Source organism: Janthinobacterium sp. HH106 (assembly GCF_001758725.1).
GTDB lineage: Bacteria > Pseudomonadota > Gammaproteobacteria > Burkholderiales > Burkholderiaceae_D > Janthinobacterium.
The window spans coordinates 157165-177001 of the sequence record NZ_LRIC01000073.1; the positions used below are offsets into that span (position 1 = coordinate 157165).

At 64.4% G+C, this 19837-nt stretch carries 14 protein-coding genes; 11 read left to right on the forward strand and 3 right to left on the reverse strand.

Annotated features, from left to right (window positions below; genetic code table 11):
- The first annotated feature begins 41 nt into the window (after positions 1-41).
- The 8 genes from JAB8_RS27460 to JAB8_RS27495 all read left to right on the forward strand — a co-directional run bounded on the left by JAB8_RS27460 (position 42) and on the right by JAB8_RS27495 (position 9594).
- A complete protein-coding gene (locus JAB8_RS27460) occupies positions 42-1160 on the forward strand; it encodes a DUF3108 domain-containing protein (protein WP_254679605.1) in 1119 nt (372 codons plus the stop codon).
- Complete coding sequence (locus JAB8_RS27465) at positions 1161-1916, forward strand: DUF3108 domain-containing protein (protein WP_070292392.1); 756 nt, start codon at positions 1161-1163, stop codon at positions 1914-1916.
- A 268-nt stretch (positions 1917-2184) separates the two neighbouring features.
- Positions 2185-3555, forward strand: coding sequence for a hypothetical protein (locus JAB8_RS27470; protein ID WP_139143209.1), 1371 nt, complete (start codon positions 2185-2187; stop codon positions 3553-3555).
- Entirely contained in the window at positions 3548-4294 is a 747-nt protein-coding gene (locus tag JAB8_RS27475; protein WP_070292394.1) for a hypothetical protein, read from the forward strand. Before JAB8_RS27470 ends, JAB8_RS27475 begins: the two co-directional genes overlap by 8 nt.
- An 8-nt stretch (positions 4295-4302) precedes the next feature.
- On the forward strand, positions 4303-7134 hold the full coding sequence (locus JAB8_RS27480; RefSeq protein ID WP_070292395.1) for an ATP-binding protein: 2832 nt from the start codon (positions 4303-4305) through the stop codon (positions 7132-7134).
- Entirely contained in the window at positions 7134-8138 is a 1005-nt protein-coding gene (locus tag JAB8_RS27485; RefSeq protein ID WP_070292396.1) for a DUF4424 family protein, read from the forward strand. Before JAB8_RS27480 ends, JAB8_RS27485 begins: the two co-directional genes overlap by 1 nt.
- A 2-nt stretch (positions 8139-8140) precedes the next feature.
- Positions 8141-8719, forward strand: coding sequence for a nucleotidyltransferase family protein (locus tag JAB8_RS27490; protein WP_139143203.1), 579 nt, complete (start codon positions 8141-8143; stop codon positions 8717-8719).
- Positions 8720-8784: 65 nt separating this feature from the next.
- Positions 8785-9594, forward strand: coding sequence for a hypothetical protein (locus JAB8_RS27495; protein WP_070292397.1), 810 nt, complete (start codon positions 8785-8787; stop codon positions 9592-9594).
- A 1-nt stretch (position 9595) separates the two neighbouring features.
- On the opposite strand, the gene JAB8_RS27500 is transcribed toward JAB8_RS27495, so the two are convergent.
- Entirely contained in the window at positions 9596-10114 is a 519-nt protein-coding gene (locus JAB8_RS27500) for a hypothetical protein (protein ID WP_070292398.1), read from the reverse strand.
- 189 nt (positions 10115-10303) lie between these two features.
- Here JAB8_RS27500 and JAB8_RS27505 point away from each other — a divergent pair, with 189 nt between their 5' ends.
- The 3 genes from JAB8_RS27505 to JAB8_RS27510 are packed head-to-tail and all read left to right on the forward strand — an operon-like array spanning position 10304 to position 13272.
- Positions 10304-12799, forward strand: coding sequence for a prolyl oligopeptidase family serine peptidase (locus JAB8_RS27505; RefSeq protein WP_070292399.1), 2496 nt, complete (start codon positions 10304-10306; stop codon positions 12797-12799).
- A gap of 56 nt (positions 12800-12855) precedes the next feature.
- Positions 12856-13008, forward strand: a complete 153-nt coding sequence (locus JAB8_RS29660; protein ID WP_175445266.1) for a hypothetical protein — start codon at positions 12856-12858, stop codon at positions 13006-13008.
- A 24-nt stretch (positions 13009-13032) separates the two neighbouring features.
- Positions 13033-13272, forward strand: a complete 240-nt coding sequence (locus tag JAB8_RS27510; protein WP_034753464.1) for a hypothetical protein — start codon at positions 13033-13035, stop codon at positions 13270-13272.
- 174 nt (positions 13273-13446) lie between these two features.
- Here JAB8_RS27510 and JAB8_RS27515 read toward each other — a convergent pair whose 3' ends face one another.
- Positions 13447-17874 (reverse strand): translocation/assembly module TamB domain-containing protein, encoded by a 4428-nt coding sequence (locus JAB8_RS27515; RefSeq protein WP_070292400.1) that lies wholly within the window; start codon positions 17872-17874, stop codon positions 13447-13449.
- The gene (locus tag JAB8_RS27520; RefSeq protein ID WP_070292401.1) at positions 17874-19772 is read right to left on the reverse strand and encodes an autotransporter assembly complex family protein; all 1899 of its coding nucleotides are present in this window, start codon (positions 19770-19772) and stop codon (positions 17874-17876) included. Before JAB8_RS27520 ends, JAB8_RS27515 begins: the two co-directional genes overlap by 1 nt.
- Between the last annotated feature and the right edge of the window lie 65 nt (positions 19773-19837).

Here is a 19837-nt window from a genome sequence, read left to right on the forward strand (position 1 = left end):
CAAGAAGCAGGAAGTGGGGGGAAGGCGTTACACTACGGCCTATGATGCCTGACTCCTTCTTTTCGCCACCGCGCCGCCGCACCGTCATTTTTGTCGCGGTCATCGGCGCACTGCATTACGTGGCGCTGGAATGGCTCACCTCGCATGCCAGCATGGTGCCGCTGGGGCAGGATCATGCGCAGGTGGTGAGCATGGCATTGATCGCCGAGGCGCCCAAACCCGTGCCGGTGGCGCCGCCGCCGCCGCCCAAGCTGCGGCCCTTGCCCGAGCCTCGCTTGCCGCCGCCACCGCCGCCGACGGAGCTGCCGTCGAGCGAGTCGGCCCAGTTGACGGCGCCTGCCAGCGACGCGCCGGAAGGGCCGGTGACGCCCGCGGCACCGGCGGCCAGCGCGCCAGCCATCACGGCGCCCGCGCCCGCCGTGGCGGAAGCTGCCGCGCCGGCTCCCGCGCCGCCGCCACCGCCCGTCGAGCAGGCGCGGCGCTACAAGACGAATGCGCCCGCTTCGGCCCAGTTCGACCTGCACGTGGACCGGCGCGATGCGGACGGCACCAAGTGGCAGGGCGTGGCCGGCATGGCGTGGGAAAACCGGGGCGACACGTACCAGCTGAAACTGGAAGTGGGCCTGAGCATGCTGATTACGCGCATCAACCTGCTGGTGCTGACCAGCGAGGGCATGATCGACGGCAGCGGCATCGTGCCTGTCACGGCCACGGAAAAACGCAAGGGCCGCGCGCAAACGGCCACGCATTTCAACCGCGACGCCAAGACCATCACGTTTTCAGCCACGACGGCGACGGTGCCATGGCAGGAGGGGGCGCAGGACAAGGCGACCGTGCCGTTCCAGCTGGCCGCCATCGGCCGTGCCGACGTCAACCAGCTGGCGGGCAATATTGACATCCTTGTCGGCGAGGAAAAGGAAGCGACCGTGTTCCGCTTCCAGCTGGTGGGCGAGGAAGAGCTGGACACCAAGATGGGCCGCCTGGTGACCTGGCATTTGCGCCGGCCGCCGAAGCCGGGCACATATTCGTCGCAGCTTGATATCTGGCTGGCGCCGTCCATGCAATGGTATCCGGTACAAATACGCAATACCGAAGCGAACGGGGCGCTCACCACGCAAACCGTGACCCAAATTCGCGTCAATGACGCTACAGGAAAATAAATGACTACTTTGAAACGCATTTTGCTCGCCAGCCTGCTGGCCGCCACCCTCACGCCTGCCATGGCCGACGCCCCCCTGGAGCATCCCGCCATCAAGCGCCCGTACAAGCTGGTGCCGTCGGCCGACCTCGTGTATTCGATCAAGGCCAAACAGCGCGGCATCGGGCTGTCCGGCGAATCGGTCAGCAACTGGCGCGTGGGCGACGGCAAGTATTCGCTGCTGGCCGAAACCAAGGCGGCCCTGTTCGGCAAGATCCTCGAACAGCGCAGCGAAGGCGCGGTCGACGATTACGGCCTGGCGCCCGTTCAATTCGTGGAAAAGCGCTTCCGCAAGGATGCCGTCACGACCACCTTCAAGCGCGACAGCAAGACCATCGTCTTTGGCGAAGGCGATGAAACCTATCCGCTGAAAGGCGGCGAACAGGACCGCAATAGCGCCGTCTGGCAACTGGCCAGCGTGGCGCGCGCCGCGCCCGAGAAATTCGTCCCCGGCTCGGAATGGGCCTTCTTCGTCGCCGGCGCGCATGATGCCGAGCCGTGGACCTTCAAGGTGGTCAAGGAAGAGATGGTCGCCACGGGCATGGGGGAGGTCGCCGCCATCCACCTGGTCAAGGCGCCGCCGCCGGACAAGAAGGGCCAGCAAGTGGACCTGTGGCTGGCGCCGTCGCTGGAATGGTATCCCGTGAAGGTGACATTCGCCGACGCGGACGGTGGCGATTATGTCGAGCAAACCTTGCAGAAGATCGTCAAGAAGTAAGTGCTTGCTATCATAGCAAATATTGATTTTCTCTATTTTTCACCCCTAACGGCAAATGCTGGGGTCAGACCCGCCGGGTCTGACCCCGGATTTTCGCTGTTGGTTTTTTTGCTGATGCAACACTCGGCTTGTCGACAGCGCCATCGCCCCTCTTCCACAAGTCGAATTGCATGTCAGAACTGATATACTGACGCCCCCGCCCCGCAGCGCTGCGTTAGCCCGCCGCGCCGCCCGCTGAACACTCATCCGGAAAAGAATGATTGATATAATGGCAAGTGCAGCCGTGGCTACGGATGCAAATCAGACAGAGCAAGAGCATCACGATTCCTTGCAGGCGCATTTCCAGCCCAATATTTCGGCCGATGAAATCGAGCAAGTATTTCACTTGAAGCGGGCGCAGCCCTTGCTGCAAGTGTTTACTGCCCTGTTTCACGGCGGTTTCGATGGCGTGCTGGTGCGTCTGCTGGTGTTGCGCGAGCTGGCGTCCGATGCCGCCACGTCCGCCTACACGCGCGCCGATATCAACACCAAGCTCGCGTATCTGTTGCCGGAAAGTCTGGAAACGGTCTTGCTGCGCCTGCGTTCGAACCAGCTGCTGGCCTGGGATGCGCAGCAGGGCGTGTACCGCGTCACACCCATGGCGCGCAATGTGCTGTCGGCCATCGACAGCTTGCTGGGCCTGGGCCAGACGGAAGACGAAGCGGAAATGGGTTTTCTGCTGTCGCAGGTGGCGGGCGCGCAAGCCGTGGGCGGCGTATCGGTCGAACAACTCCAGCATTTGCTGGGCCGCCTGGTGGACTTGACGGAAGAGTTTTCCGACGCCATCGCTTCCGGCTCCGAATTCCGGCTGCGCACGGCGCAGGCGAAGTGGAACATGGCTTGCGACTGGGTGGAAAAGGGTTCCGAGATTCTCGTGGCCATCACCTCCGATGAAAACGCGGACAGCGCCACGCACAAGGCGGCGCAGGCGATCGGCCGGGCGCAAAGTAAATTGCTCAACATGCAAGGCATGTTTTCGCGCGCCCTGAACCAGATCGAGCGCCAGCGCGTGCACCTGGGCCAGTCCGGCCTGTCGACCACCGACATCAAGCGCTGGCTCTTGCTGCACGACGACCTGGCCAGCCTGGCCGAAGGCGCCATCGACCAGCCCGTCGTCCCCCTGTTCTCCACGCCGGCCGAAATGATCGACGTGGCCGAAACGGAACTGCTGTCCGAACGGGCGGCAGGCGTCATCAACACGGGCCTGCCCAGCGGAGAGGACGCGCCCACCACCATCAGCGACGGTCCCGCCATGCAGCTTGAACTCGATGATTTGCTCGAACGCCTGTCGAACTTTGCCAGCCTGGGCAATTTCCCCAGCATCGGCGAAGAAGGACCGAAATCGGTGCCCGTGCAGGATTCGCTGCTGCCGGCCAGCTTTGCCGTGGCGTCCTACCGCGCCTCGATGCTGCCGCTGCTCGGCGACGTGTCCGAAGCGAGCTTGCAAGGCTCGACGGCCGAACTGGCCCGTTTGCCGATCACCTTTACACCGACCGACGAGATGGTCCAACTGTCCGACCCCCACGTGGCGGCCATGTCGATCGCCTCGCTTTCACTGAATGTTTCACTTGATTTAGATAGCGGCACAGCCGATGAATGACGATTCCCAAATCCTGATTGCGCGCCTGCTCACGCATCAAACCCTGCGCCGCGACGACAAGCTCGTCAAGCGCGTGCTGTCCGACGAGCTGTTCCGCGCCGAGATCGATGCGCGCCTGCTGGCCTGCGGCTTGAAGCTGCTCGACAACGTGTATGCCGACCATGTGACCCTGGCCCTGACGCGCACCATCGAGCCGAAGATCTTCGGCGCGCGCGACGTGTGGCAAAACAATAATTTCGGTCTGGCGCGCGATGGCGTGGCCTTGCTGGTGGTGCTGTGGGCGCAGATCATCCTGCCCAAGCGCGAACGCCAGGAAACGCACCAGCACGCGGACGACGACCAAAATGACATGTTCGGCACGGAAAAACCGCTGCCGCGCGCGGAAGACGCGTCGATCGGTATTTCCTACAAGGCGCTGCTGTCGGACTTCGGCGACAAGCTGGGCAAGAAGACGCGCATGGACATGAATCTGGGCACCCTGGCCAAGCTGGGCTTCATCGAGCGGCGCGGCGATGTCATCCTGGAAGGCCCGCTGCTGGACCTGATGATGGATACGGACGTCTTGAAAGAACGCATCATCAACGGCGCCCTGGCCGACGTGTTCAAGCGGGCGCCCGCGCGCCTGGTGGCCGTCAGCGGCGATTCACTGCTTGACGCCGACCTGACAGACGACCTGTCCGCCGACATCGGCGACCTGCCTGACGCGGGCGACGAGCCCGTGTCCGATCTCCCTCACTGAAAGCGCCCATGTTTCATATCAAATCACTTGAACTGGTGCACTGGGATTACTGGCAGCGCATCAAGAATATTCCGCTCGACGCGAAGATCATCACCATCGCGGGGCAGAACGGCTCGGGCAAGACCACCTTGCTCGATGCCTTGCGCACCCTGTTCGGCCTCGACTGCTCGATGGGGCGCACGTATAAACACTATGCGCGCCATTCGGGCCAGCAGACGGCCTGGCTGCGCGCCGTGGTCGACAACAAGAACGTGGGCAAGCAGCTGTCGAACCGGCCGTTCCGCAGCTCGGGCTTCTTCAGCGACGATGAAGTAACGCTGTTTTGCCAGATCCAGAAGAATGGCGGCGACTGGAAACGCCAGTATTTGATGCGCCCGGGCAATGTGCAGATCGAGGACATCACGGACGCCAACGACTGGCTCGGCGTGGAAAACTACCGCAAGCGCCTGGCCAATGCGGGCCTGTCGCCGGCCATGTCGAAAGTGCTGGCGCTGGAGCAGGGCGAGACGGATAAATTGTGCGAATACGCGCCGCGCCAGCTGCTCGACCTGGTGTTCCAGGTGTTCGGCGACAAGGAAGTGCTCGATGCCTACGACGAAGCCAAGCGCCACCAGCGCGACACGGAAGTGGAGCTGAAACGCTTCGAAACGGAACTCGAAGCGTCGAAGACCAACCTGGAAGGCCTGCGCCTGCGCGTGGCCAATTACCACCAGTGGGAAGGTTTACATAAGGAACGCCGCAACCTGCTGGAAGAAGTGCTGCCCAGCCTGCAATACCACGAGGCGCGCGAAAAGGCGGCCATCGCCAGCCGGCAATTGCGCGATGCGCGCAAACCGATGGCGCAGGCGGACCAGCAACTGACGGATAAACGCAATGCGCTGGCCGCGCAGGCGAAAGCCCTGTCCGACGCGCAGATGAATGAAACCCTGCTGGAGCAGGAATCGATCGGCTTGCAGAGCCGTTTGTCCTTGATCAATGCAAAACTGAAACCGCTGGACAGCCTGCTGGAACAGAAGGACCGTTTGCACAAGCTGGCGGCGGATTCGGGCAGCGACATCGCCGAAGTGGCGGCCCAGCTGGAACAGAAGGAAGCGCAATTGCTGCAGCAGCGCCAGCAGCGCGACGCCCTGTCGGCCCGCATCGCGGGCGAGCAGGCGACGATTGCCGCGCTGCAAGGCAAGACGGCCATGCCGGAGCCGGACAATGTACGCGGCATGCGCCGCGCGCTGCGCGACGCGGGGATATCCCACGCCATGCTGTCGGACATCGTCGAAGTGACGGACAGCCTCTGGCAGGGCGCCGTCGAAGGCGTGCTGGGCGGTTACGCCTCGGTGGTGCTGCTCGACAAGGCCAAGGATGCTGCCGCTGCCTACCGCCTGGCCGAGAAGGAGCGCTACCGCCACTTCATCGTGCCGGACCTGGTCACGGCGCCCGTCGCCAAAGACGAGAGCTTGCTGGCGGTGGTGAAATTTTCCGCGCCTGTGCCCAGCTGGCTGATCGAGCAGCTGTCGCGCATTGCACGCGTCGACTCCGTCGAAGCCGGCTTCAAGCTGGGCAACCACGAAGAGTGGATCACGCCCGAGGCGTATCACCGTGAACGCCGCGGCGGACGCTCGCTGTTCGTGGAAGCGTCGCGCTACCGCTTCGGCCAGGCTGGCCGCAGCGGCCGCCTGGAAGCGCTGCTGCGCTCCTTGCCGGGCCTGGAAGGCCAGGAAGACACGCTCACCCTGGCGATCTCGAAACTGGCGGCGGAAGTGGGCGCCTTGAAAGCGCGCATCGCCGGCGTCGACGCGGCCAAGGAACTCAGTGCGCGCCAGGAAGAATTCGCTGAAGCGCTGCGCAATTCGAAGCCGCTCAAGGAAGAGCGCCTGGAAGTGGGCGGCCGCCTGGGCGAGTTGCAAAATCTCACCAAGAACGCCACCGTGGCGCGCACGCGTGCCGATACCGTGTGGCAAAACGCACGCCTGGCCCTGTCCGAAGCGGAAGCGGGTTCGCGCCTTGGCTACAAGAAACAAATTGAACAGCGCGCCGAGCATGCGCGCGCCTTGCTGGCCCTGCGCCATGCGTGGCGCCATTTGCCGAAAAGCTGGCGCAGGCCCGCACGCCGCGCGGCGCTTGTGGCCGAACACCAGAATGCGCACCAGGTCGACTTGCGCGTGGCCAGCCTGCAAAACAGCCTCGCGCGCGACGACTGGGAACTGGACGCCACCGTCATCGACCAGCACCACCGCCTGTCGGAGCAGTTGCATGGCCGCCAGTCGGAAACGGACGAGCGCCGCTACCAGAACAACCGCGCCATCGAAGCGACGGGCAATGCGCGAGGCGCCTACATGGAGCGCTTGCGCTACACCATCAAGACCTACAGCAAGAACATCAAGGAGCTGGGCGAGCTGGCCGGCATCGAAGTCCATGCCGACCCCGTGCGCCTGGAAAACGACGATGTGCAGCTGTCGCAGGCGGGCTTGCACGTGCGCTTCAAATTCGACGGCAAGGGCGTGATCGGCATGAATGATGGCGAAGCGTCGGGCGGGCAGCAGGTCATGAAGTCGCTGGTGCTCCTGATCGGCTTGCTGAAATCGGAAGACGGTTCCGGCGGCTTCGTCTTCATCGACGAACCGTTTGCCCACCTCGATATCCGCAACATTCAATTGGTCGGCGAATTCCTGAAAAATACGGAAGCGCAATACCTGATGACGACGCCGTTGACGCACAACACGGATGTCTATGATCCCTCGGAGCTGACCTTGATCACCAGTAAGAAAAAGAAGGATACCCAATGGGCACAACCGATTTTCGTGCTGCAGCGCCGGATCGAACCCGCACCGGGCAAGGCGGCGTGATGACCGTGCGCAAGCTTGTTCTGGCCGCGGCCCTGGCGCTGGCGTGTTCGGCGCCAGCCGTGGCCAACGACGGCATCGGCTCCGTCAGCGCGGGCGGCATCCTGTTCGGCAAGACGGATGCCGTGGCCATGAAAAAGGAAGTGCTCAGCGTGAGCACGGACTTGATCAAGGTCGAGTATGAATTCCTCAATGAATCGGCCAAGGATGTGGAAGAAACGATCTTCTTCCCCTTGCCCGAATACTCTTCCGGCTACCATGGCTCGCCCACGTATTACGGCCAGCCGCAGCAGTTTACCGTCGACGTGGACGGCAAGCGCAAGGAGTATAAAACCACGTTTGTCGCCAAGCTCGGCAGCTCCGACGTGACGGCCCGCCTGCGCCAGCTGGGCTTGTCCGACGCGCAGATCGCGTATTTCCCTTCGCACACGCCGTTCGACAAGAAAGTGGTGCCGCTGACGGCCGCGCAGAGCAAGATCATGATCAAAGAGGGTCTGCTGGCCCAGCTGTACGACGAGGAGTGGGTGCCGGCCTGGACCGTGAAAGTCATCTACTTGTGGCAGCAGAAATTCCCCGCCGGTAAAGTCGTGCGCGTGCGTCATCAATATGCGCCGTTCGTCGCAGCCGGCCCCGGCGCTTCCTACCTGGGCGATGGCAATACCTTTGAAAAGAAATACTGCGGCGACAAGGCCTTCTACAAGACGTGGAACCGGCTGGCGGCCCAGCAGGGCGAAGGCGGCTTCGTCAATGCCGTCTGGGTGTCGTACATTTTGACGACGGGTAACACCTGGAAGAATGGCATCGAAGACTTCACCTTGAACCTGGTCAAGGGCAAGCCGGACGAGCTGGTCAGCCTGTGCTTCCCCGGCACATTCACCAAGATCAATCCCACCACTTTGCAAGTCAAGTTGCGCAACTTCCGTCCGAAGCAGGATCTGGACGTGTACTTCGGCAATGTCGAAGGCACGGTGAGCAACGACGGCGTGGCGCCGCAGATCCGGCCATAGGAATGAGCACGCAGGAAGCGCTGGCCGCGCGCCTGCGCGCCATCGTCCGTGCCACGCCATGGTGCATGCAGATGCTGCAGGCCGTGGCGCAGCTGGGCTTGCCCCACTGCTGCATCGGCGCCGGCGCCGTGCGCAAGCTCGTGTGGGACGCCTTGCACGGTTTCACCCAACCGTCGGCATTGAACGACGTCGACGTGGCGTATTTCGACGCGCACGATGTGCTTGCGGAAAGCGAGGTGCGGCTGCGCCAGCGCCTGGAAACGGCGCTGCCCGGCGTGCCGTGGGAAGTGTGCAACCAGGCCCGGGTGCACCTGTGGTTTGAAGACGAGTTCGGCTACGCCGTGCCGCCCTTGCTGTCGCTCGATGACGCCATCGCTTCCTGGCCCGAGTTCGCCACGGCTGTCGGCATCTATCTGCAGCCTGACGGCGAGATCGGCATCGTCGCGCCGCATGGCCTCGATGACTTGTTCAATATGGTGATCCGGCGCAACCCGGCGCGCATCAGCGAAGACGGCTATGCGCAGCGCCTGGCCAGCAAGGACTATGCGGCGCGCTGGCCGCGCGTCACCATCATCGCCTGATTGGATGCAGTATGGATATAGATTGCCTATAATTGCCAGTTATCCAATAGTGTTCTTCTGATCCCATGTCCCTGTCGATTTCCCCGCCGCTGTGCCGCATCGGCCGCCTGTTCTGCCTTTCCTCCGCCCTCGTGGCGCCCGCCGCCTGGGCCGACAGCTATACCGATTTCCAGCAAGCCAGCGGCCAGCTGGAAGCGCTGATGGCCAAGGCGACGCCGCAGGCCGGTCTGCCGCGCCTGGGCGACCCTGGCGTGGCGCAGCTGTTTGCGCAGATCGCCGACGGTCCGCGCCTGTTCCAGGCGCCCGTCGCCACGCTGCAGGACGTGAACGAGAGCGTGGCCGTGTGCGAAAAGGCCATGCGTCTGGGAAAAACATACTATGCGTTTGGCCTGGAACGGCCGTTGCCGCTGTCAGGCGCCGAGCTGCAGCAGGCGCGCAAGGAACAAGTGACGCGGAACCTGGCCAATTATGGCGATGAAATGAGCACCTTGTTTGCTTTCAGCATGCATTGCCATGGCCATTTGATCGGACTGATGGAGCAGGAATTCAGCGCCCAGCCGGCCGATGCGGTGAGCGGGCCCGAGCGTCTGCGCGCGCGGGCGTTCAGCAAGAACACGGCCGTTGTTTTCACGAGCGTGGTGCAGTTCGTGCAAGTGCCGTTCTGGAACGTGGCGCAAAAGCAGCGGATGCTGGAAGCGGCGGCGCAGCACGCCACGGCGAATGCCAATCTGATGGCGCCGCCCTTGCGCGAGCGTTTGCTGGCCAGCCTGGCTGATGCGGACAAGGATCTCGATCCGGTCCTGGCGCCGGCGCTGGCGACGATACGCCAGGCGCTGTCGGTGACGACGTGTACTGGCCTGTGCCAGTACTACTGAGTTACTCGGCGGCTTGCAGCGGTTTGTTGCGCTGGCGCCAGCGCACGAGGCCCCACGCATACACGGCGTAGTAGCCGATGACGAGGCCGTAGGCGGCCATGGTCAGCGGGCTCTGTCCGAACGGCGGCGGCGGCACGGGCACGTCCAGGCGCGTGTTCAGGTAGATTTCCATGCCGCGGTACAGCAAGCGGGCGATGAACAGCATCGTGATGGCCAGGCCCAGATAGCGGTGCTGGGTAAAAAAGAAATCCTTGCCGACTTGCTCGAAACGCGTCAGCTTCAGGCCCAGCACACCGAGCCAGCCGCCGGCCAGCGCGCCCGCGCCCAGGCTCGACAGGGGCAGCAGCTCGAATTTCGTCGTCGTCGCCAGGAACAGCAGCAGCGCGGGAAACGCGACCGCCACGCTCCAGTGCCGCCACAGCTGCGACTTCTGGCGCGCCACCAGTTTCTTCAGGCGCGAATAAATGCGCCAGACCAGCAGCGGGACCAGGAACAGCAGGGCGAGGGTAGTGGTTTCCATGTAGGCAATCGGGTGCGGGTAAAACAGCGATTGTAAGCCAGATGGGGATGGGCGGCGATGCTTGTCAAACGGTAAAAGTTGCTGGTTGACATTTACTTGGCCTGAACGCACTATGCCCTGTCACAAAGCGCCGCCATGAGCGGTGCGGTGCGCTCGCTTGTTGTCACCACCTTCATACACTGGAGTTCCATGTCTACACGTTTGCCTTTGCTGCCCATCACTGTTGGCTTGATGGCCTCGTCTTCCCTGGCCATGGCGCAAGATGGCGCTTATCAAGCCCCGCCCGCGCCCCTGCAAGCCATCGTCGATGCGCCGCGCGCGCCGACCCTGAGCCTGAGCCCGAAACGCAACCTGGCCGCCGTGCTGCCCACGCCATCCCTGCCCGGCATCGGCGAAGTGGCGCAGCCGGAACTGAAGCTGGCGGGCTTGCGCATCAATCCGCGCACGTATTCGGCCAGCCGCTTCAGTTTCCACACGGGGCTGGGCTTGCTCGACATCGATACGCAGAAGGAAATCAAGGTCAGCGGCCTGCCGGCGGCACCCCGCATCGCCGATCTGGCCTGGTCGCCTGACCAGCGCTACCTGGCCTTTACGCACATCGCCTTTGCCGATCCCGCCAGGGGCGTGAAGGAGTCGGGCGTGGAACTGTGGCTGCTCGACGTGCAGACGAAGGCGGCGCGCAAGCTGTCCAGCACCCCCCTGTCGGCCGTGTATGGCCGCGGCTTTTCCTGGATGCCAGACAGCAAGACCTTGCTGGTGCAGCTGAAGCCGGCCAAGCTCGGCGCGGCGCCCGTGGCCAGCGGCATCCCGACGGGCCCGTCCATCCAGGACAGTGTGCCGGGCGGCGGCATCAAGCAATTGCGCACCTATCCCGACTTGCTGAAAAACGAACAGGATGCGCAGCTGTTCGAACACTACATCACGGTGCAGCTGGCCTTGCTGGACGTGGCGGGCAAGCAGCGCCTGGTCGGCCAGCCGGGCCAGTTCTCGCGCGTCTCGGCCTCGCCCGATGGCAAGCACCTGCTGACGACCAGCATCGTGCGTCCGTATTCCTACATCGTGCCGGCGCATGATTTCGGCCACAAGATCGACGTGCGCGACCTCAATGGCAAGGTGGAGCACGCGGTGGCGGCCCTGCCGCTGGAGGAAGGGCTGCCGCCAGGCAATGATGCCGTGTCCGCCGGCGTGCGTTCCGTCAGCTGGCGCGTCGATGCGCCCGCTACTTTGGTGTGGGCCGAAGCGCAGGACGGCGGCGACCCGGCCATGGCGGCCGAAATCCGCGACATCGTCTACACGCAGGCGGCCCCGTTTACCAACAAACCGGCCGTGCTGGCCAGGCTCGGTTCGCGCTACGCGGGCGTGGCCTGGGGCCGCGGCGATCTGGCCCTGCTCGGCGAAGCGTGGTACAAGACGCGCGCCGTCAAGCAGTGGCGCATTGCGCCAGATCAACCGTCCACGCCGGCCGACCTCGTGTACGCGGGATCGTTCGAAGACCGCTACAACGATCCGGGCCAGCCCGTCATGCGCACGGACGCGGCCGGCTTGCCGCGTTTGCTCATCGCCGCTGACGGTTCCATCCTGCTCGACGGCCAGGGCGCATCGAAGGAGGGCGACCGGCCGTTCATCGACCGCCTGAACCTGGCGACGAAGCAGAAGGAGCGCCTGTTCCAGAGCGCCGCCCCCTACTATGAAAACGTGGTGGCCGTGCTGGACGAGGATGGCAGCCGTTTGCTGTCGACGCGCGAATCGCCGACCGAGCAGCCGAATTACTATGTGCGCAACCTGAAACAGCGGGGCGCCGCGCAGTTGACGGCGCTCACGCATTTCCCCCATCCGCTGCCGCAACTGAAGGACGTGCAGAAAGAGCTGATCCGCTACAAGCGCGCCGACGGCGTGGACTTGACGGCGACATTGATGCTGCCGCCGAACTATGACGTCAAGCGCGACGGTCCGCTGCCGACCCTGATGTGGGCGTATCCGCAGGAATTCAAGACGGCCAGCGCCGCCAGCCAGACCAAGGGCTCGCCCTACAAATTCAATGCCGTCAGCTACTGGGGCCCGGCCGCCTTCCTGTCCATGGGCTACGCCGTGCTCGACAATCCATCGTTCCCCATCGTCGGCAACGGCGAGCAGGAGCCGAATGACACGTATCTGCCGCAGCTGGTGGCCGATGCCGAGGCGGCCGTCGACGAGGTGGTGCGCCGTGGCGTGTCCGACCGCAACCGCATCGCCATCGGCGGCCACTCGTATGGCGCCTTCATGACGGGCAACCTGCTGGCGCACACGCGGCTGTTCCGCGCCGGCATCGCCCGCAGCGGCGCCTACAACCGCACCCTGACGCCGTTCGGCTTCCAGGCCGAAGAGCGCCCGTTCTGGCAGGCGCCGGCCGTCTACCAGGCCATGTCGCCGTTTAATTATGCGGACAAGATCAAGGATGCGCTGCTGATGATCCATGGCGAGCAGGACAACAACTCGGGCACCTTCCCCATCCAGAGCGAGCGCATGTTCCAGGCCGTCAAGGGACTGGGCGGCACGGCGCGCCTGGTGATGCTGCCGAACGAGAGCCACGGTTACCGCGCGCGCGAATCGATCATGCAGATGCTGTATGAAAGCAACAACTGGCTGGAGAAATATGTGAAGAACGCGGCGCCGCCGGCCGCCGACGTCAAGCCGGCCGGCAAATAAGGGCGGCGGCGCGCAACTCGTGGTATGGTCTTCCTTTGTCTGCAGGGAGGCCAGCCATGACCGTCATCCACGCCCACCGCGCGCCCGACCCGGCGCCAGTCGATGAACCCATGCCGGCGCCGGAGCCGCAAGAAGCGCCCGGGCGCCACCCGGGGCCCGTGCACCCGGTGCCGCAGGAAGACCCCGTGCCGCACCCGCATCCCAGTTAATCTCGTCAAGAAAGGCTGTTTTAGATGGCAATTGTCAAGGAAGTCTACACACGCAAAGTCAGCGGAGAATCGTTCGACTATGAACTCGATTACACCCAGGGCGCGGACGTGGCCTGGATTGCGCGCGTGTACCACGACGGCGTGCTGAAAGGCTCGCCGCACGGCGCGCTGACGGCCAATGTGCTGTCCGGCCCCGCGCTGGAGCAATATCTGCGCGCGTATGTCGAAGGCATGATCGAGCGGGGGCTCGACGTGGCCGAGTAAGATCGCCTTTGCGGCAGATCAAGACAAAGGGCGCCGAGGCGCCCTTTGCTGTTTCTGATGGTGTCGGATTACGCGGCTGCGCCGCGAATCCGACCTACGTGGAGGCACATGGGCCGTAGGTCGGATTAGCGGGGCCACGCCCCGCGTAATCCGACAACATTGTTGGCCGCCATTCTAGTCAAACGCCCACGTATACAACACGTCCAGCGCATTGTTCGTGCCCGTCTGGAACTGCAAAGTGATGCGGCGGTTCAGTTTGTAGCGCAGCTTGACCAGGCTCGTCGCCGTGCTCGTGCCTTGCTCGAACGTCAGGTAGGCGCGCGACGACAGCCGCTTGCCGACGGTGACGACCGTGCTTTCCAGTCCTTGCGCCTGCGACAGGCCCACTTCATCGAGGCCCAGCGAATTGGCCAGCTTGCCCTGCAAGCCGCCGCCGGAGCCGCCGAAGAGGGCGCCTGCGGCCGTCGTCAGCAGGGCCATTTCATCGCCGGCCGCCGTTTCCGCGCCGTGACCGAGGATCAGCCAGGCCAGCTTGTCGCTGTCCGACACGCTCGGCGTGGACACCAGCTTGGCCGTCGGCGCCTGCGCCGTGCCGCGCACTTCCACGCCCGCTTCCACGTTCGTTTCCGACAGCGCTTCGCCTTCGGGACGCTTGCGCACGGCCAGGATATTCAGTGACGGGTTGTCGTAGGCGCCCGTGAAGGCGATCAAGCCCCGCTCGATCGACAGCTTCTGTCCATACGCGGCGTACTGGCCGTTCGTGACCTTGATGCTGCCCGTCACGCGCGGCGCGGCGCGGTTGATGACTCTGGCGCGCACATTGCCGGCCAGATCCGCGTCGAGCCCCATGCCGCGCAGGTGGAAAGCGTTGCCCAGGTCAAATTCCAGGTCGATATTCAGCGGCAGCGAAGGCGCTTCCTTGCCGCCCTTGACTTCCTTGCCCAGCACCACGACGTCGCTGCTTTGCGTGGGGGTATCCTGCGGCGCCAGTTCGATCAGCGCGCGGTTGGCCTTGAACTTGCCCTCGAAGCTGAAGCGCTTGTCGTTGCGCACCAGGGTGCTGTTGCCCGACAGGACCAAGGTACGGTCCGGGCGCGACAGCGCCTGCAGGCGGTCGGCCATCAGCTTCAGTTCCAGGCTCGCTTCGCCATTGGCAAAGCGTACCCAGCCATCGGCCTGCACCTTGCCGTCGCCGCCGTCAAAGCTCAAACGCTGCAATTGCAATTGATCGCCGGCCAGCTTGGCTTGCAGCACGCCATTGCGCAATTTCAAGCCCTGGTCGGCCCAGTTCACCAGCAGCTTGCTGCCGTTGATGTCGCCATTCAATTGCGGCGCGCCGATGGTGCCGCTGCCGGACAGGGCCACCTTCAAGGCGCCGCCCAGTTCCAGGCCCGGCTGCCCCGTCAGCGGCGCCAGCCACGCCAGTGAATCGATGCTGGTGGTGCCCGTCAGGGAGAGGGCGCTGTCGTTGCTGATGCGTCCGTTCAGCATTTGCACGGTGGCATTGATATCGCTCTGGCCCGCGCGTGCGCCATCGAGTTTCACGGCCAGGCGCAGCTGCTGGTTGGCCACATCGATGCGGGCATCGAAGGTGCGCAAGCCCAGCGCCAGCGGCTGTTCCACGCCCACCGTCACGTCGCCTTTTTCGCGGTAGATGTGCAGCATGCCGGCCAGCGAGGGATCTTTCTGTTTCGCCGTCGGCACCTGCATGTCGAGCGACCATTGCGCGCCCAGGGTCAGGTCGCTGCGCGCATTGGCTTGCAGCGACGGGATCACTTGCGCCAGATAGGTCAGGGCCACGCCAGCCGCCTGGCCGGAACTGGTCCAGCGGGGGCCGTTCTTGACGAGGTTTTGCATGGTGATGCTGCCTGCCGGCAATTTGATGACGGTGTTGCCCACGCTGATCTGCTCGGGCTGGCCCAGGCCCGCCACGCCGCTGCCGGCCGGTCCCGCCACTTTCACGGGCACGGGCGCTTGCAGCACGAGCGCATAGCGGCCCTTGTTTTGCAGGCTGTCGATCGTGCCCGTCCAGGCGGCGCCGCTCTGGCTGCCGCGGATTTGCACGGTGGCGTCGAAATCGTCATTGCGCGCCGTCAAACTGACCGTATGGCTGCCGCGCGTGCCCGTCGTGCCCAGGCGGGCGCTGGCCAGCTTGAAGGTGGGCGTGCTGTAGCCCGTGATCTCCAGGCTGCTGACCATGGGGTCGAGCGCGCCCTGGCCGGCGCCCACGCTGGCGCTGCCTTTCACGGCTTTCAATTGCTGGTCGCCAAAGAAGGTCAGATCCTTGCCATCGAGCGTCAGCTGCGCGGCGGGCGCGTCCATCTTGCCCGAGACGGAACCGGCCGCATGCAGCACGCCGGCAAACTTGGGGCCCAGGGTCGACAGTTGCGGCGCATCGAGTTTCCACGTCAGCTGGTCGGAGGCGCCGCCCAGCGCGCCCTTGGCCAGCAGGCTGTTCGGCCCCAGGCGCAGTTCCGTATCCACGCTGTCGATGCGTTTCGCGTTGGCCGACAGCTTGGCGTAGCCGGCCAGCGGGGCATTTTGCAGGGTCGATTCGCGCAGGGCCAGGTTGAGGGCCACTTGCCAGTCGCTGGTGAGGCGGCCGCTGCCGTTGAAATCCGCATTCACGTTGCCGTTGGGCATGGATGCGCCAAACGCGGCCGGGTTGATCTTTTGCAAGGAACCCGTCATTTTCAATTCCGCCTGCTGCTTCGGACCCGTCAAGCCCACGTCGCCGCTGGCGTGGATGGCGCTGTCGGGCGCGGGGCGCTTGCCGCTGGCGAGGCCCAGTCCTTTCGCGTCGGCAACAAACGTCGTGCGCGGCTGCTGCAGCGTGCCCTGCACCACGCCGCTGGCCAGCACCGTACCCAGCAAGTCGCCCTGCAGGGCGGAAAGTTGCCGTGCATCGACATTCCAGTTGAGCTTTTCGCCGGCGCCGCCAAAGTTGCCCTTGGCCGTCACGTTGTTCTTGCCCAGCGCCAATTGCACGTCGATGCCGCTGAAATGGGCCGCATCGGCCGTCAGCTTGCCCTTGCCGGTCAGGGGCTGGTCGAGCAGCTTGCTGGGGCGCACGGTGAAGTCCGCGTTCGCCAGCCACTTGGGGGCCACGTGGCCATGGGCGCGCACGTCGAGGTTCAGGTCGGCCACGGGGAAGGCGCCGAAGTCGGCGGGATTGAGGCGGCTGGTGCTGGCCACGGCCTTGAACGGTTGCTCATCCTTCAGGCTGATCTGGCCCGTCGCGTTGACGCTGCTTTTGCCTGCCTGCAAGGTTGCCTTGCGCAGTTGCACGAGCGAATCGGCCAGGGTGGCTTCCATGTCCAGGCGCAGCTTGGCTTCGCCCAGCTTGGCGCGCAGGGTTTGCGTCTTGCCGTCGCTGTCGAGCACGATATCGCCGACGATCTTCGTGCTGTTGATGCTGCTGTAGATGTGCTGCAAGTCGATCTTGTCCGTGTGCAAGGTCAGTTGCGCCGTGCCGATGGGGCCATCGACGGCGTCGCGGTTGAGTTTGCCGCCGCCCGTGAACTTGCCCGCGTTGCCGAAATCGATGATGGCCGATTCCAGGGTCGTGGCCGTCAGGGTGCCGCCCAGGCGCGCTTCGAACTGGCGCAGCGGCAGCTTTTGCTGGTCGATGGGGCCGGGCGCGGCGTGGTTGAGGATGGCCAGCTTGCCCGATACGGTTTGCTTCGTCGGCCGGGTGTCGATGGCGGCGTCGAGTTCCAGGCTCAGGTCCGCCTGCGGCAAGGTGGCGTCGAACTTGCCCGGATTGATGTTGCGGCCTTTGATGCTGGCCGAGCGCAGGATGATGACGGGGTCGAACGGCGCCAGCGCCAGCTGGGCGTCGGCCGTGGCCGCGCCCGCATTGCCCTTGGCCGTGACGTTCAGCACGTTCAGGTCGCCGCCCAGCTGCAGCGCCAGGGCGGCCGGTTTTTCGCCGGCGGCTGGGTTGATCTGCGTCAAGCCCGCCTTGCCGCTGAGCTTGAACGGCTGCGTGGCGGCGATCGTCGCGCTGGCCGTGGCCTGGCCGAACGGCGTGACGGCCGAGGCATCTTCCAGCTGCCATTGCGACTTGTCGCCCGACAAGGTGAAATGGATTTTTTCAAACACCGTATTGCCGCCCGCGCTGACGAGGGTCACCTTGTCCAGGCGCGCGTCGGCAATGCCGATTTTAAAAGGCGCGGCCAGGCTGGCGGGCATGGTCGACGGTTCCTCGGACGGCGCCGTGCTTTCCACGGACAGGCTGGCCACGTGCAGTTCGCTGATGGCGATGCCTTCCGAGAAGAACTGGAACGGCGACCAGTTGATGTCGATGTTGTCGGCCGTGATGTGCTGCGTCTTGCTGCGGTAGCTGACGTGGCCCAGGTGCATGCGGTTGTACAGCGAGCCGGACACGCCCGACACTGCGATGTCGCCGCCGCTGGCGCTGGCCACTTTTTGCACCAGCATCTGCAAGGTCGATTCGCGGCCCAGGAACCAGAAGCCGGCGCCCAGCAGCACGGCCAGGCTGGCGACGGCGATCAGCACATAGCGCACCCAGCGGCGCGGTTTTTTCGCCGGCGGTGGCGGCGCGGCGCCGTTGGGGGACTCGGTAGAAATATCGGACATCAGAAAGTGAATCCCAGAGAAAAGTGCAAACGGTAGGCGTGGACGGCGTGGCCATACGCCACGTCGACATTGATGGGGCCGACGGGGCTCTTGTAGCGCCCGCCCAGGCCATAGCCCGATTTCGGCGTCATGGCCGCTTTGACCGTGTCGGCCGCGTTGCCGGCGTCATAGAAGGCGGCAATGGCCCATTTCGGCTTGAACCAGTACTGGTATTCGGCGCTGCCGGTGAGCATGTAGCGCCCGCCGATGGTGGCGTCGCCTTCCTTCACGCCCAGTTCCTGGTAGCCATAGCCGCGTACCGACTGGTCGCCGCCCGCGCGGAACAGGTAGACGGCCGGCACGCCGCGTTTTTCCTTCGAGCCCAGCGCGCCCATTTCGCCGCGCACGATCAGCTCGCCCTTTTCGCCGAGCGGACGGTAATACACGGCCTTGCCGGCCACGCGCACGAAGCGCTCGTCCGTCAGCAGGGGCAGCAGGGCGCCGCCCACCTGGGCGTTGATGACGTAGCCCTTGGTGGGGAACAGCAGGCTGTCGAGGCTGCGCTTGGTGATGGCATAAGTCAGCGGCAAGCTCTTGCTGCGCGTCTGTTCCAGACCCACCACCGTCTTGTCTTCGCTGAGGAACTCGAACGTCAGGCTGCGCTCGAGGTTGGTGCCGCCCCAGTTGCGCTTGGCCGAGATGGTGGTGACGGCCGTGATTTCATTGGAAATATCGCTGCGCTCGAACGAGGCGCCCGCGCTGTCGTTGTAGCCGCGCTCGGTGGTCGGAAAGTAAAAATTGGCGTGCGCCGCCTGTTTCTTCGTTTCCATGGTGATCGCGCTCTTGAAGCGCGTGCCCCATACGTTGAGGTTGTCATAGTTGAGCTGGGCACGATTCCCCGTATTCGTACTGAAACCGAGACCGGCGCTGACGTTCTGCTGCTTGTTTTCCGTCACGCGCACGACCAGCGGCAGCTGCGGCGCGGGGCCGCGGTTGGCGGGCCTGGCTTCTGGCGCGGCGCCGGCGGCCTCGGCCTGCTGGCTTTCCTGGCCCGCCTCGATCTGCTCGCCCAGGATGCTGCTCATGTCGGCACTGACTTCCACGCTGGCAAAGTAGCCCGTGTCCTGCAGGCGCGCCTGGAACGATTGCAGCGCCGATTCGCTGTAATAGTCGCCCGGGCGTATCTTGTCGAGGTTGCGGATGATGCTGGCATCGTAGCGTTTCAAGCCTTCGATGCGCAGCTCGCCGAAGCGCAGCTCGGGGCCGCTGTCGAGCACCACCAGCAAGGAGACCTTGTGCGTTTCCGGGTCGACCACGGCTTGCGTATCGACCAGCTGGGCGCGCGGGTAGCGCGTCTGCACCACTTCGCGCAGCAGCGCGCGCTTGGCCGCTTCCCATTCCGCCTGGCGGAACACGCTGCCCGTCTTCAGGGCCCAGCTGCGTTTCAGGGCTTCCGTATCGTAGGGTTCGGAAGCGGCCAGCGGCGGCGTGGGATCGAAGCCGCGCAATTCCAGCTCGACCTTGTCGATGGTCACCGGCTGGCCCGGATCGACGTCGACGATGACGACGGGTTTGGCGCCCGTCGTGTCGACGCGCACCGTGACGACGGGCGTGTAGTAGCCGGCCGTGGCGATGAGGTTTTTGGCTTGCTCGGGCGTATCGCGCACGAGGCGCTGCAATTGCTCGCGGTCCATGCGCGGGTTGCCGCGGAAGCGTTCCAGGTCCAGGTTTTTTTCCAGCAGTTCATCGAGGTCGCCGGGGGCGTTGACCTTGACCTCGTACTGCAGCGGGGCGGGCGCCGTTTCCGTGGCGCTGGCGCTCTCTGGAGCAGCATCTTGCGTGGCCTCCTGGGCCCCGGCATGGGCGATGGGAAACAGCGAGATGACACTGCCGGCGGCCGCCAGTGTCAGTTGACCCATTGCTTTTGTCACTACTTGTGCCAAAATTCGTGGTCGTATCGCCTTGCCGGCAGCCGTATGCCGTA